This is a genomic window from Pseudomonas sp. P135 (assembly GCF_020312125.1).
Taxonomy (GTDB): Bacteria; Pseudomonadota; Gammaproteobacteria; order Pseudomonadales; family Pseudomonadaceae; genus Aquipseudomonas; species Aquipseudomonas fragariae.
In genome coordinates this window covers 1-13,690 of the sequence record NZ_JAGPYR010000004.1, presented here as the reverse complement: position 1 = coordinate 13,690, position 13,690 = coordinate 1, and the positions used below count along the sequence as shown (strand labels likewise).

Genomic DNA, 13,690 nt, shown 5'->3' with positions numbered 1-13,690 from the left:
AGCGAAGACCTGAACTAAAAAATACAGCACGCTCTGTCTGGCAACGCCTCTTCTTCCTCTCACTACACGACCCCTGCGCCTCGCGTTGGCGGTAGCTATTGCAGCGTGCATTTACCGTCTCTTGCCACTTACTGCATGAGCACATCACATGGGCATCCCTCACAACCCGGCGCTCGGCTATCGACCCGAAATCGATGGCCTGCGCGCGCTCGCGGTCATCCCGGTCATTCTGTTCCACGCGGGCATGCCGCTGTTCAGCGGCGGATTCGTGGGCGTCGACATCTTTTTTGTGATCTCCGGCTATCTGATCACTTCGATCATCCTCGCGGAGAAGATCAGAGGCAGGTTCTCGCTGATCAACTTTTATGAACGACGCGCGCGGCGCATCCTGCCTGCGCTGTTCGTGGTGATGCTGATCTGCCTGCCTGTCGCGTGGTTGACGCTCGATCCGTCGGATCTGAAATACTTCGCCAAGAGTCTGGTGGCGGTGCCGACCTTTTCATCCAACGTGCTGTTCTGGCTGGAAAGCGGCTATTTCGACGCCACGGCAGAACTCAAACCGCTGTTGCATACCTGGACGCTCGCGGTGGAGGAACAGTATTACCTGTTCTTCCCGCTGCTCTTGATGCTGGCCTGGGGCCTGGGCCGCAAGAGGTTGATCGTACTGCTGATGGCCGTCGCACTGGCCAGCCTGGCGCTGGCGCAACTGGGCGCCCATCAAGACACCAGCAACGCGTTTTATCTGCTGCCGGCACGCGCCTGGGAATTGCTGGCGGGCTCGTTTATCGCCTTCTACTTTGCCTGGCGGCCGCGCAGCATCGGGCGCGCGAGCGTTGTAGATCAGGCGGCGACTTTACTGGGGCTTTTGCTGATCGGTTATGCCGTGATCGGTTTCGACAGCAGCACGCCCTTCCCCGGCCTTAATGCACTGATGCCGGTACTGGGTGCGGTGTTGATCATCGTTTTCGCCCATGGCAAGACCTGGGTTGGAAGAGCGCTGAGTTCACGTGTGCCCGTCGCGATCGGTATGCTCAGCTACAGCGCCTACCTGTGGCATCAGCCCGTCTTTGCCTTTGCCCGCCAGTACAACCTGACTGAACCGGGCCTGCCGCTCATGCTGGCGCTTACCCTTGTGTCTCTGGTGCTGGCCTGGCTGAGCTGGCGTTTCGTCGAGCAGCCGTTTCGCAAGGCCGGCACCTTCAATCGCGGTCAGATTTTCACCACGGCAGGCGCCGCCTCCACATTCTTTGTCGCGCTGGGGCTGCTCGGCTATGTGAATAACGGCTTTCCCCAGCGTTTCGCCGTCGATCCGGAGTTGCATCAGGCATTCGCCGACCCGTTGATACGCGACAAATGCGACCAGCCACTGGCCGGCAAAGGCGGCAAAGTCGATTTTTGCCTGTTCGGACTCGCTGACGATCAGGCCGCGCCGGACATGGCGCTGTTCGGCGACAGCCATTCTGAAGCGCTGTTATCGACGTTCGACGCCGCCGCCCGGGATCAGGGCAGAACCCTCGCGCACATCGGTCTGGGCGGCTGCCTGCCCTTGCTCGGCGTGGACGTGGCCAACGGCAACTACGCTGCCGGGGTCTGCGAAGCGCTGGCCGATCGGGAATTCGACTACGTGAAGCGGCAGCGGATCAAAAAGGTCGTGCTGGTGGCGCGCTGGACGCTGTATACCGGCGACGACTACAGCGAGAGGACGATGAGCAAGTATTTCCTGACCTCGCGCACCGATCCGCAGAAAAGCCGGGAAACCTCGCGCAGGGTATTCAGCCAGGCCCTTGAACACACGATCGAGGCCTACCGCAGTATCGGCGCCGAGGTGTTCATCGTTGCGCAGGTGCCGCAGCAAATGATCAACCCTGAAAGTCTCTACTATCGCTTGGCGCGCGACGCTTCGGACAGCGATGAGCAGGCATTGAAGCGGGTCAGCGAACTGTCGGTGCCGATGGACAAACACGACCTGTTGCAGCGTTTCACCCGCCAGCTGTTCCTGCGTGCCAGCCAATCGAAACACATCAGCCTGATCACGCTGGATGACGCGTTCTGCAAGGACAGGCAATGCCTGATCGGCGACCTGCATTCGTACTACAAGGACTTCAACCACCTCAACGCCCGGGGTGCGGGGCTGCTTGTCGGCCAGATCAGCCATATTCTTGATCAGTGACAGGGTTTTATCGGGCGGCATTGTCTGTAATGCTGATGCCTGACCAGACGCCCGAGGACCACCGCATGACCGCCGCCAGCTTCACCCCCTTCGAGGATCTGGCCAACCTGCTGATACCCCACACTCATGCAGAGAAAATCGACGGCTCGCACGATGTCTCGCATTTGCTGCGTGTCTGGAAGAACGTCTGCGCCATTCGTGACCGTGAAGGCGGCGATGCCCGCGTCCTGATTGCCGCGACGCTGCTGCATGATTGCGTTTCGGTCGAGAAAGACTCGCCGTTTCGCGCCAGCGCATCGCGACTGGCGGCGGCGCGGGCCAGCGAATTATTGACCGAGATGGGTTGGGATGAACAAAGCATCGCCTCCGTCGCCCACGCCATCGAAGCGCACAGCTTCTCGGCGGCGATCACCCCCTTGACCCTCGAGGCCAGAATACTGCAGGACGCCGACCGCCTCGACTCGCTGGGCATGATCGGTGTGGCACGCACATTTTACGTATCAGGGCGGCTCGGCAAAGCGCTCTACGACCCGTATGACCCGCATGCCAGCCGGCGCCCCTATGACGACCTGAATTTCGCCGTCGATCACTTCCACACCAAGCTGCTGCACCTGGCTGACGGTTTTCAGACCGATACCGGCGCACAGCTGGCGAAAGTCCGGCACCACCGGCTCAAGCGCTTCCTGGATGAGCTGATGGAGGAAGTTGCGACCCCTCAGCCATGAATCGTCGGCTGCCTACCCATCATTCAGTAGATATCATAAAGACATCACACAATTGCCCTATAAACGGCTCTCCGAGAAGGTCCGTGTGTTTATAGGGGTTGTGTGCCGTGAAAAGATTTCTGCCTCGTTTCCTACGTCGGCAAGCCACAACGCCAACACTCTTGCGCCGCTTCAAAATCACGCTGCGCCTGGTGATCTGCTTCGCTATAACTTCCCTGCTGATGGTCGCGCTTGGCGCATTCTGCCTGTTGCAGATGCAGGCTATCCGCACCCAGGGCGAGGCGGTCGAGAGCGGCGCCCTGCCCAGTATCGCCACCGCCGATGCCATCGCCATCGGCCTGGTCAAACTGCGCAGCGAAACCACCCGTCTGATCGCCAACGCCGACGATCCGGGTGCCGTTATCAACAGCAAGATCAATGTCGAACAACTCAGGAACGAGGTCGAGAAAGGCTTCTCGGAATACCTGGCGCGTGTTCAGTCGGGCACTGAGCATGACTCGATTGTCGCGTTGCAGGATGCCTACAAGGCCTTCATGCCCGGCTTGCAGGATCAGATCGCGCTGATCGAGCAGAACAAGCTGGACGAGGCCAGGATGCTGGCCAACACCGTGCTCTCGCTGCAAGGTGACCTGATGGACATGCAGGTGCAACTGTTGCGCGAACTGAACAAGCAGAGTGCGACCGCCGCTGTAGAGGCCGCAGGTGCCAGCTATGAACAGACCCGGATCATCGCGCTGAGCGCCATCGGCCTGGTTCTGGTACTGACCCTGTTGCTGGCCTGGCGCCTGAGCGTCAGCATCATCCATCCGGTGCGGCAGGCCTTACACATCGCCAGCACCATTGCCGATGGTGACCTGAGCGAACACCCGATACCGGACGGCAAGGACGAGACCGCACAATTATTGATCACGCTCGGGCGCATGCGTACCAACCTGCACAGTACGATCGACCAGATCTACGCAGCGGCGACGCAGTTGTCGCAGTCGGTTCAGGAAATGGGCAGCATCGCCGAAGCCAGTGCGCTCAATCTGCAGCTGCAGAACACTGAAATCGAGCAGGCCGCTGTCGCGGTCAATCAGATGAGCCAGGCGGCCATCGAAGTGGCAGGCAACGCCAGCAATACCGTGACCGAATCGGAGGCGTCAACCCGGGCGGCGGCACAAGGGCAGGAAAAGCTGTCGGCAACCATTCTGTCGATCAAGGCGTTGACCGAGAATGTGCTGGATTCGTCGCATCAGGCTGAAGGGCTGGCCGAACGTACCCAGAGCATCAGCAGCATCCTCGACGTGATTCGCGCAATCGCCAATCAGACCAACCTGCTGGCGCTGAACGCGGCTATCGAAGCGGCTCGTGCAGGCGAAGCCGGGCGAGGCTTTGCCGTGGTGGCCGATGAAGTCCGCTCACTGGCGCAGCGCACCAGTGCATCCACCGCGGAAATCGAAGGGCTGATCAGCGGCGTGCAGCAAAGCACCCAACAAACCGCCAGCTCGCTGCGCCACACGGCGACCCAGGCCAATCTGACAATGGAACAGGCCGCCTCGACCGGCGAAGCCTTGCAAGTGATCATCCAGTCAACCGCCACCATCAACGACCGCAACCTGCTGATTGCCAGTGCCGCAGAGCAGCAGGCCCAAGTGGCGACTGAAGTGGACCGCAACCTGAGCAGTATTCGCGACCTGTCCAGCCAGACCGCATCGGGCGCGCAGCAGACCACCGTCGCGAGTAACGCACTGTCGATGCTGGCGACTGATCTGAACCTGATGGTGCAGCGTTTCGTGCTGTGATGGGTTGAAACTCGCCAGCCAGCCTGCGCCACAGGCTGGCTGACGATAAGCAGCTGTCAGTCCTGCGGACGCAGACGGTACTGCGGGGGCAATTGCTCGAAACCACTGATGGTCACGTCGAGGCTTTTCCAGCGGCCATCCTTGATGCCATAGATGCAGCCATGCACGGACAGGCTCTGCCCACGGTGCCAGGCGTTCTGCACAATGCTGGTGTGACCGACGTTGGCCACTTGCTGAATCACGTTCAACTCACACAGGCGGTCGACGCGCTCTTCCTCGGTCGGCAGCTTGGCCAGCAACTCGCGGTTTTCGTAATACAGGTCACGAATCGTGCGCAACCAGCCGTCGATCAGGCCGAACTGGCGGTCCTGCATGGACGCCCGCACACCACCGCAACCGTAGTGGCCTGTGACCAGAATGTGTTTGACCTTCAATACGTCCACTGCGTACTGAATCACTGACAGGCAATTCAGGTCGGTATGCAGCACGACGTTGGCCACGTTGCGGTGCACGAACAGATCACCCGGCAGCATGCCGACGATTTCGTTGGCCGGAACGCGTGCATCGGAGCAACCGATCCACAGGAACTCAGGGGTTTGCTGGCGGGCCAGTTTGGCGAAGAACTCAGGATCTTCCTGCTTTATCGCATCGGCCCAGCGTGCATTGTTATCAATCAGGTCTTGTAGCTCGTTCATGCTTTGACGCCTCGATAATGATGCCCAGCCTTGGACTGGTGTCAGATCCTTCAAGTCACGGTCAACAAAAAAGGAATCTTCAAAGTCATGGCCGGTCCACTTTTTACGACCACCTGAAATGAGGATTTCCCATGAATGATTCACGCCGTCCGTTCGGTGCCACCGAACCGGAACCCATCGACGATAACGAAGACCGCATGGGCTCCATGGAAACACTCGATTTCGACGAGGAAGAACCGGGCCGTATCGGCGATCTTATCCCTGAAGGCGAGCTGCAACATGAAATTCCGGATCAACGCGTGCGTGAGGCAGGCCTGACGGGGGCTTCCACGGATGACCATCATTCGACTGACGATGATCTGTCTCCGGAAACCCTGATCCATGAAGACGGCGCTCGCTCACCGAACGAGCCAGGCGAAGACGTCCCGGCCGACCTGGACGTTACGGTTGTCGATGAAGATGACATTGGCGGTGGCAACGGCCTGGACGAAGAAGAACTGGCCATTGTCGAACCGCTGGACGGCAACACCCAGCGCTGACAGCGCCGTACTACTCGAAAAGCGTGCAGGCCATGACCACTGCGTCTTCACGGCCGCCGACCGCCGGGTAGTAATCGCGACGCCGGCCTATCTCGTTGAAACCGTAGTTTTCATACAGACGATAGGCTGGACGGTTGCTGTCACGCAGTTCCAGAAAGCATTCCCGTGCATTGAGCTGGTAAGCGCGTTTCATCAGGTGGTCGAGCAGCAACAGGCCAAGACCACGCCCCTGGTTTTCAGGTTTGACCGTGATGTTGAGCAGGTGCGCTTCGTCGATGATGACCTGAATGACGCCGTGCCCGACCTGCTGCGCGCCCTCGAACAACAGCCAGATCTCGTAGGACTTTAGCCCGTCGAGAAAGATGCCGCGTGTCCAGGGATGACTGAACGCCGCGTATTCGATTTTCAGCACCGCGTCCATGTCGGCTTCGGTCATGCGGCGGAAGGTTACGGCATCACTCATCGATCGATTTCCAGCGCGTCATCAGCCGACGCATGGCTTTCCAGACATCCGCCTTGCGCTCAGGCTCGTCCATCAGTAATTCAAGACCTGGCAGCGCCCAGGCAGTGCCCAGACCCTCGATCTGCAGTTCACGGTGGTAAGACTCGGCATCGGCTTCACCGGCGTATTTCATCGACGGCAGACCGATCAGCCACAGGCAGGCGCAGGGCTCGTCCTCGAGCCGCGCGCCGACGAAGCCCTGCACGAAATCACGCGCCGCTTCCGGGCCCTGGTCCATCTGGCCGCGGACCAGCAACGGCCAGCGCACGGGCTCGCCGATGATCTGCGGGCTGTCGGGCAGACCGGCGGCGCGCAGCATGTCCTTGAGCAGCAGGTAGGAAGGATCACGGCTCTGAAACGGTTGACCGGTGGTCAGTTCGACCAGTAACAGGCAGCGTCCGGCGCGCAACAATTGCAGGGCAAAGCGCGGTGGCGGTACCACCGGCGCCTTGGGCGGCGCCGGCTCGGCTTCTTCGGCGGCCGGGGGCGCTGTGCGCGTGCTGGCCAGTGAAGGGCGCGGCACCTCGACCCTCGGGCGCTCGGGCTGCCGGGCAATCGGCTCGACGTTCGACGTTTCGGCAGGCGCAGCGTGCTCCGCTGGCGAAGCAGCAGGCGCGACACGTTGCACCTCGACCGGCGGCGGCAACGGCAAAAGCAGTTGCGGACGCGACCGCGCGGCGAATGGCAGTTCTGTGCGCGGCAGCCAGTTGACCACCTGCATGGCAGTCAAATAAGCGCGGCGACGGGACTCGTTGAGCAAGGGTCAGCCACCTGTGGATAAGTTAAGCGCGCAATTCTAGCGTTGTTCGCCTTTTTGCGCTGCAGCATATCGCCCGCAGGTGAAATATCAGTCGGCTGATGCAGTACAATTGCCGCTTTTCACTTGCCAACAGTCGGCCTAACGATGATCGAACCCAAGCGCGTTCTGCGCGCCCTTGCCGAGCATTGGGCGCTTCTTGAGCCCTTATGCGAACATTTCGACCAGGGTACGTTGAGCCTGAGCGAGCTGCGCCTGCAATTGGGCGCTCAGCAGCAGGACAGCACTCCGCAAGACATCACCAATCTGCTGGACGTGTGGATCCGTCTGGACATTCTGGTGCCCGTCGCGAAAAGCCCGAACCGTTTCGAGCTCAACGCACAGATCCATGACTTCCTGTCGTACCTGCGCCGCGAGCACCGTCTGGGCCTGTGCCTGGAAATCGAGGCCTACCTGCGCCACCTGGAGCGACTGGCCGGCTACATTCAGGACGCATTCGAGGTTCGCGACGCCAACGACCTGGCCAGACAGCTGCGGCTGCTGGACATGCGCGTGCGCGACGTACTGAAGAAGCTCGCCAACGACGAACAGGCGCTGGTCGCCGTGGCCGACCGGGCCAAGACCAGCGACCGGCAGATCCCGTTGCGCCAGCGTTATGCCGAAGTGCTGGCGACGTGGGACGAATACGTCGAGCCGATGATTCAGCTGGTCAACGCGGATGGCGCGTTCGAACAGGGCGTGCGCAAGGTCGAGAACGTCCTGCTGCGCCTGCTGACCGAGCAACAACGTCTCGGTCACCTGGTCGACGACGATATGCTGCTGCGTACCCACGCGCGCATTCTGGAAATGCAGACCAGCGCCCAGCTGACCTTGCGCCATGCGCGCGAGCTGCTGCTGCCACTGCGTGAAGAAGCGCGTCGCCATAACGCGGTGACACGCGGCGCAGCGCTGGCCTTGTCTGCCATTCGCCGCAAGGGACTGGATGCGGTGCCGCAGGCTGCCATGCCGATGTTCACCCGTCCGCAAAGCACGTTTCTGGGCAGTGCCAGTCAGGTCGAGGCCTACGTGTATGCGCTGGCGCGCTTTGAACCCAAACCCGCGAGATTCCCCAAGGCCAGCGGTACCCGCAAGGGCCAGGCGCCACGCGCACCGCGGACGGTCAAGGAGATGCTCGAACGCTGTGAAGACGCCTTGCCGATGCCTGACCTGATGGTCTGGCTGCTGGAGCAGGAGCCGACCGGCGAAACCGACGAGCTGCTCTACTGGTTCTCGCGCCTGTCGCGGGACAAGCGCTTCGCCCGTGAACGCCTCGAGCGTCGCGAATATTTCACCCGGGAGCACCGCGTCAGCCTGCGCTCCTTTGCCCTGCTCGCTGCAAAAGACGAGCAGGCCGAGCATTCCGAGAGCACCGTTCATGCATCTTGATCTATCCGAAATGTCCCAGCTCGCGCCGATCTTTCGCGAGCTGTTCAAGGGCTATCACATCAGCCGCCGCGATCCGGAGCTGTACGCCCAGCTCTCCAACTGCCAGGACCAGTACCGTACGCTGTTCAAGGCACTGGGCTTCGAACTGGTCTGCGACACGCGTGGCTTTTATTACTTCGTGCCTGAACTGGCTGCCGCACAGGTCAACAAGACCGCCCAGCGTCTGGCGCTGTTCACCTTCATCCTCGTTGAACACCTGGCAGATCAGGGCCGTGACCCCATGTCGGTGCTCGACGGTGGCAGCCTGGGCCGCGACGAACTGCCTTCGATGCTGGAAAAGTACCGCGACCTGTTTCTCCAGGCTGAAGTACAGACCCCTGAAGAGCTTGAAGAAAAGATCATGCGCCGCATGACGCAGTTGGGCTTTGCCAGTGAGGAAGTGGGTATCTACCGCTTCCTGCCGCCGATGCACCGTTTTCTCGATGTGTGCCTGTCGGTGCAACAGGACCGCGATCTGGCAGCCAGCCTGCATAGCGCCCTGCCCCTGCCGACGCCTGTGCTCATCGATGACGACAGCGACGAGAAGCTGCTGGAAACCGATGACCCGCTGGACCTGGCTGAATTCGGCGAAGAGACCGAGGAAGAGGCGCTGGCCCGGGCAATCGCCGATGAGCAACGACAGGAGATGGACACATGAGCCAGGAACGTTATGGCATCCGCCGCTTTGCCCTGTTGAACACTGCCGGTTACAGCCTCGGCCTGTTCCCGCTGGAAAACCCGCTGTCGGTGTATGGCGCGAACAACCTCGGCAAAAGCGCCTCGATCAACGCCCTGCAATTTCCGATTCTGGCGCGCATGTCGGACATGAGCTTCGGCAAGTACAGCCTTGAGCAGTCGCGGCGCTTCTACTTCGCCTCCGACACCAGCTACATTCTGGTGGAAGTTTCCCTGCCCCACGGCCCACATGTCATCGGTGTCGTGGGTCGCGGTCCGGGTGGCGGCTTCGGTCATCAGTTCTTCGCCTATGCCGGCGAGCTGGATCTGGGTCATTACCAGAAGAACGACACCTGCCTGCGTCAGAAAGAGCTGTTCAGCAACCTGGAAAGCCAGGGCCTGAAAGCCTACGAGCTGAAGCCTGACGAACTACGCCGTCTGCTGGTCGGCGGCCACACGTCGATTCCGCTGGACCTGACCTTGATCCCGCTGCGCTCCACCAGCGAGCAGAGCCTCAAGACCTTCCGCGCGCTGTTCATCAACCTGCTGCACATGCGTGAAATCACCGCCGCCAAACTCAAGCAGCTGTTTCTGGATGCCTTCGAGCACAGCCTGCGTTCGGGCAGCGTCGACTATATTGCCGCCTGCGAAGAAGCCTTCCGCGATGTGCGGCGTATGGAACAGGACTACAACTCGCTGGTGCTGGCGGGTCCTCTGGTCGAGGCGCTGGCCGCTGGCGTCAAGCAGCGCGATGTATTGCGCGGCAAGCTGCATCGTCTCTCACCGATCCTCGACTCACTGCTCGGCACCTGGTCGGATTACTCCGGTGCGCGCAAGGAAGAGCTGGTCATTCAGGCTGAGCATTACCGTGCCCAGCAGGATGAGATGCAAAACGATCAGCGCAGCAGCACTCAGGAGCTGATGCGCCTGGAGCGCGAGATCAGCAGCATCCAGCGCTGGGTCGGCGAGCTGTCGGTGCTGAAGAATCGTTTTGCGCTGGTCGATGACGTCAAGGTGCTGGAGCAACAGCTGCTCGCCGCCAAGGACGCTCACGATGAGCTGGCCGGTGCGCTGGCGCAGTCCCGGCAGTTCAGCGCCGAAGACCTGGACGAGCGTCTGCGCGATCTGGAAAAACGCCTCAAGTCGGTCAAGCAACAGCTCGACCATGCGGACAACAACAGCTATGCCCGTCTGCGTGAAGAGTTTTCCCAGCCGGATGTAGAACGTCTGATGCGCCTGTTCAACAGCGCGCTGTTCAGCTTGCCGTTGGGTGAGCAAGGTATTGCACTGGATGATGGCGATGCGTGGGTCAAGTCGCTTGAGACCATTCTGGATGGCTTCAAGGGCGATCAGTTCGCGGTACCGGGGCTGACCATCAACCTGTCGAGCATCGAGCCTCCTGCCCTGCAGGCGCTGGCCGATCGTGCCGCGTTGCGCGATCAGAAAGAGCGACTGGAGAAAGAACTCAAACAACTGAAAACCCAGCAGGCTGTCGCTGCCGACCGTTCGGCGAGCAAGACCCAGACCGAAGCGTTGTATCAGCAGGTGCTGGATGCGCAAAAGGCGCTTGAAGACTTCCGCCGTTGCCAGACCTTGAGCGCAGAGGAATCCACCAAGCTGGAAGAGCTGGCGCAGATGGAAGCCGCTCAGGATGAACTGAAACGCTCCAGCGACGCGTTCACCGAGCGCGTGCAGCAACTGTCCGCCAAGCTGCAATTGATCGCACGTCAGATCGGCGATATGGAATCCAAGCAACGCACGCTGGACGACGCGCTACGTCGCCGTCAGTTGCTGCCCGCAGACCTGCCGTTCGGCACACCGTTCATGGACCCTATCGATGATTCCATGGATAACCTGTTGCCGCTGCTCAACGACTATCAGGACAGTTGGCAGGGTCTGTTGCGCTGCGATGGGCAGATCGAAGCGCTGTATGCACAGGTTCGCCTCAAGGGTGTGGCCAAGTTCGACAGCGAGGACGACATGGAGCGTCGTCTGCAGTTATTGATCAATGCCTATGCGCACCGTACCGACGAAGCGCTTACGCTGGGCAAGGCTCGTCGCGCTGCGGTCACGGATATCGCACGTACCCTGCGCAACATCCGTAGCGACTACGACAGCCTTGAGCATCAACTGGCGCTGTTCAACCGCGAGATCAACAAGCGTCAGGTCTCGAACCTGGCAAGCTTCCGTATCGTGCTCGCTCCTAACAAGGAAGCGCTCAAGCACATTGACCAGATCATCCACAGTGCCGGGCAGTACGAAGAAGGCGAAACGCTGTCGGTCTTTGACCTGAGCCAGAGCGCAGAGCAGGACAACAAGAACGAAGAAGCCAAGGAATATCTGGCGCGGCTTGTGGCTGCCAACCACAACCAATTGGGCTTGAAAGACCTGTTCGAGCTGGCCTTCGAAATCACCAAGGTCAATGGCCAGCCGGTTATCCACACCGATATCGATGGCGCAGCCTCCAACGGCACCACGATGACCATCAAGGCATTGACCAACATGTACCTGCTGTTGCACTTGATGGATCGCGATCAGGCCGGTCGGGTGCGTTTGCCTTACTACCTCGACGAAGCCGCAGACATCGACGAGAAGAATCAGGCAGCCCTGCTGGAAACGAGTTTGCAACTGGGCTTCGTTCCAATTCTGGCCAGTGTGAAGCCACAGGTCTCGGCCCACGTCGCCATCGACCTGGAAGGCGGCAGCGGACCCAATGGTATTTACATTGATGAAGCGGACTGGAAGTACATTCAGCGTCGTGACGATGTGAAACCAGAGGTTCCGGAACTGGCCTCTTAAGGGCTGATTGACGTAACCAGAAGGCCGCATGTGAGTGCGGCCTTTTTTATTGTCTTTGAATTGAGAAGGCCCTGTTGCAGGCCTCAGGCGAGCAGACTCTTTATTCATCGAATTCATAATGAGGTGCAGCAAACACGCATACGATTACACCAGGCAGGCTTGGAGTGACCCCATGAGAACGATACTGTTGACGGTCTTGCTGGTCGGTGCTGCAACAGCGCAAGCAACTGACTACTACGTGGCCCCCGATGGCGATGATCACGCGGCGGGTAGCAAAGGCGCACCGTTACGTACCATCATGCAAGCACAGCAAGCCGCAAAAGCCGGCGACACGGTGTACTTTCGCGGCGGCCTCTATGCCTACACAGCCGGCATCAACCGCTGCGCCACCCGTACAGACACCGTCAATGCCATCACCCTGAACAACAGCGGCAGCGAAAACAAACCTATACGCTACTGGGCCTATCCAGGCGAAACACCGGTTTTCGATTTCTCAGCCATGAAAGACGATTGTCGCGTCAAAGGCTTCAACGTTACCGGTAGCTGGCTACACCTGAAGGGGCTGGAGGTGACCGGCGTGCCGCAACAACCGGAAAACCATCTCAACCACGAGTCATGGGGCATCTGGAACAGCGGCAGCCACAATACCTTCGAGCAACTCAATCTGCATCACAACATGGGACCCGGCCTGTTCATTCAGAACGGCGGCTATAACCTGGTACTGAATACCGACTCCCACCACAACTACGATCCTTACACCTCAAACGGCGCAGGTCAGAGTGCAGACGGCTTCGGCGCGCATATCAAGGCGGGCCATCCTGGCAATGTATTCCGCGGTTGCAGAGCGTGGGCCAATTCCGACGACGGCTTTGACCTGATCAATGCCTTCTCGCCAGTCACTATCGAAAGCTCATGGGCATGGCAGCAAGGTTACCTGCCTGGAACGCGCACAAAACTTGAAGCAGGCAACGGCAATGGCATCAAAGCCGGTGGGTACGGTGGCAAGTATGTGCCTGACGGCGTGAAACACATCGTCCGTAACTCAGTTGCCTTTGACAATAAGTCCGCTGGTTTCTATGCCAATCACCATACCCTGGCACTGGACTTCATCAACAACACGGCTTTTGCAAATGGCGTGAACTACAACATGGCAGGTATCGCCCCGGATGGTTCGCTGATCCCTCTCGGCAACCTGTTCAACAACATCGCCTACAAGGGACGGCTGACCGTTAACACCGAAGGACTGGATATGGCACACAACTCCTGGACGTTGCCAACGCCGGTAACCGACGCAGACTTTGAGGATGTCTCCGATACGGGGTGGGATGCGCCGCGTCAGTCAGACGGAAGCCTGCCGGTGCTGCGCAGCTTCCACCTGCGACCCGGCAGCAGATTGGCAGGGATGGGGGCGTTCCACTAAACCTCGCGGAGTCTCTGGCTGCATTGCAGCGGAGTGAGTCAGGCAGGGAACGCACATCGAGCAATAAACCCCAGACAAACAAAAACCCTCAACGCGTAAGCGAAGAGGGTTTCTGGAATTCAATCTTGACGATGACCTACTCTCACATGGGGAAACCCCA

11 protein-coding genes and 1 pseudogene are annotated in these 13,690 nt (G+C 59.9%); 9 read left to right on the top strand and 3 right to left on the bottom strand.

The annotated features are described in order from the left end of the window. Positions 1–148: 148 nt before the first annotated feature. The 4 genes and pseudogenes from KBY08_RS06990 to KBY08_RS26670 all read left to right on the top strand — a co-directional run bounded on the left by KBY08_RS06990 (position 149) and on the right by KBY08_RS26670 (position 4,679). Complete coding sequence (locus KBY08_RS06990; protein ID WP_104683697.1) at positions 149–2,170, top strand: acyltransferase family protein; 2,022 nt, start codon at positions 149–151, stop codon at positions 2,168–2,170. Between the two features lie 65 nt (positions 2,171–2,235). Then, positions 2,236–2,895, top strand: coding sequence for an HD domain-containing protein (locus KBY08_RS06985; protein WP_024652551.1), 660 nt, complete (start codon positions 2,236–2,238; stop codon positions 2,893–2,895). A gap of 107 nt (positions 2,896–3,002) precedes the next feature. After that, a pseudogene (locus tag KBY08_RS26675) lies at positions 3,003–3,821 on the top strand (MCP four helix bundle domain-containing protein); the annotation flags it as partial. Then, positions 3,816–4,679 (top strand): methyl-accepting chemotaxis protein, encoded by an 864-nt coding sequence (locus tag KBY08_RS26670; RefSeq protein WP_373605091.1) that lies wholly within the window; start codon positions 3,816–3,818, stop codon positions 4,677–4,679. The pseudogene KBY08_RS26675 and the gene KBY08_RS26670, both read left to right, overlap by 6 nt. A gap of 56 nt (positions 4,680–4,735) precedes the next feature. On the opposite strand, the gene can is transcribed toward KBY08_RS26670, so the two are convergent. Then, positions 4,736–5,374: a carbonate dehydratase gene (gene can / locus KBY08_RS06975; protein WP_003345939.1), complete on the bottom strand. Its 639-nt coding sequence runs from the start codon at positions 5,372–5,374 to the stop codon at positions 4,736–4,738. 131 nt (positions 5,375–5,505) lie between these two features. On the opposite strand from can, the gene KBY08_RS06970 reads away from it, so the two are divergent. Beyond that, the gene (locus tag KBY08_RS06970) at positions 5,506–5,913 is read left to right on the top strand and encodes a hypothetical protein (protein WP_003404712.1); all 408 of its coding nucleotides are present in this window, start codon (positions 5,506–5,508) and stop codon (positions 5,911–5,913) included. Between the two features lie 10 nt (positions 5,914–5,923). Here the strand turns inward: KBY08_RS06970 and rimI are convergent, their stop codons facing one another. Continuing rightward, complete coding sequence (gene rimI / locus KBY08_RS06965) at positions 5,924–6,376, bottom strand: ribosomal protein S18-alanine N-acetyltransferase (RefSeq protein ID WP_024640208.1); 453 nt, start codon at positions 6,374–6,376, stop codon at positions 5,924–5,926. Continuing rightward, a complete protein-coding gene (locus KBY08_RS06960; RefSeq protein ID WP_111522442.1) occupies positions 6,369–7,175 on the bottom strand; it encodes an energy transducer TonB in 807 nt (268 codons plus the stop codon). The genes rimI and KBY08_RS06960 overlap by 8 nt, the downstream gene beginning before the upstream one ends. Positions 7,176–7,319: 144 nt before the next feature. On the opposite strand from KBY08_RS06960, the gene mksB reads away from it, so the two are divergent. The 4 genes from mksB to KBY08_RS06940 all read left to right on the top strand — a co-directional run bounded on the left by mksB (position 7,320) and on the right by KBY08_RS06940 (position 13,530). Then, positions 7,320–8,597: an Mks condensin complex protein MksB gene (gene mksB, locus KBY08_RS06955; protein ID WP_003404706.1), complete on the top strand. Its 1,278-nt coding sequence runs from the start codon at positions 7,320–7,322 to the stop codon at positions 8,595–8,597. Further along, positions 8,587–9,294, top strand: a complete 708-nt coding sequence (gene mksE / locus KBY08_RS06950) for an Mks condensin complex protein MksE (protein ID WP_003319438.1) — start codon at positions 8,587–8,589, stop codon at positions 9,292–9,294. Before mksB ends, mksE begins: the two co-directional genes overlap by 11 nt. Continuing rightward, positions 9,291–12,110 (top strand): Mks condensin complex protein MksF, encoded by a 2,820-nt coding sequence (mksF, locus tag KBY08_RS06945; protein ID WP_011266671.1) that lies wholly within the window; start codon positions 9,291–9,293, stop codon positions 12,108–12,110. The genes mksE and mksF overlap by 4 nt, the downstream gene beginning before the upstream one ends. A gap of 172 nt (positions 12,111–12,282) precedes the next feature. Next, positions 12,283–13,530, top strand: coding sequence for a right-handed parallel beta-helix repeat-containing protein (locus tag KBY08_RS06940; protein ID WP_111522441.1), 1,248 nt, complete (start codon positions 12,283–12,285; stop codon positions 13,528–13,530). Positions 13,531–13,690 lie beyond the last annotated feature (160 nt).

Bases quoted from the DNA above. Each gene is read 5' to 3' on its own strand.
- can (WP_003345939.1), bottom strand. From the start codon at position 5,374: ATGAACGAGCTACAAGACCTGATTGATAACAATGCACGCTGGGCCGAT.
- mksE (WP_003319438.1), top strand. From the start codon at position 8,587: ATGCATCTTGATCTATCCGAAATGTCCCAGCTCGCGCCGATCTTTCGC.
- KBY08_RS06990 (WP_104683697.1), top strand. From the start codon at position 149: ATGGGCATCCCTCACAACCCGGCGCTCGGCTATCGACCCGAAATCGAT.
- KBY08_RS06970 (WP_003404712.1), top strand. From the start codon at position 5,506: ATGAATGATTCACGCCGTCCGTTCGGTGCCACCGAACCGGAACCCATC.
- KBY08_RS06985 (WP_024652551.1), top strand. From the start codon at position 2,236: ATGACCGCCGCCAGCTTCACCCCCTTCGAGGATCTGGCCAACCTGCTG.
- KBY08_RS06940 (WP_111522441.1), top strand. From the start codon at position 12,283: ATGAGAACGATACTGTTGACGGTCTTGCTGGTCGGTGCTGCAACAGCG.
- mksF (WP_011266671.1), top strand. From the start codon at position 9,291: ATGAGCCAGGAACGTTATGGCATCCGCCGCTTTGCCCTGTTGAACACT.
- KBY08_RS26670 (WP_373605091.1), top strand. From the start codon at position 3,816: ATGCGTACCAACCTGCACAGTACGATCGACCAGATCTACGCAGCGGCG.
- rimI (WP_024640208.1), bottom strand. From the start codon at position 6,376: ATGAGTGATGCCGTAACCTTCCGCCGCATGACCGAAGCCGACATGGAC.
- mksB (WP_003404706.1), top strand. From the start codon at position 7,320: ATGATCGAACCCAAGCGCGTTCTGCGCGCCCTTGCCGAGCATTGGGCG.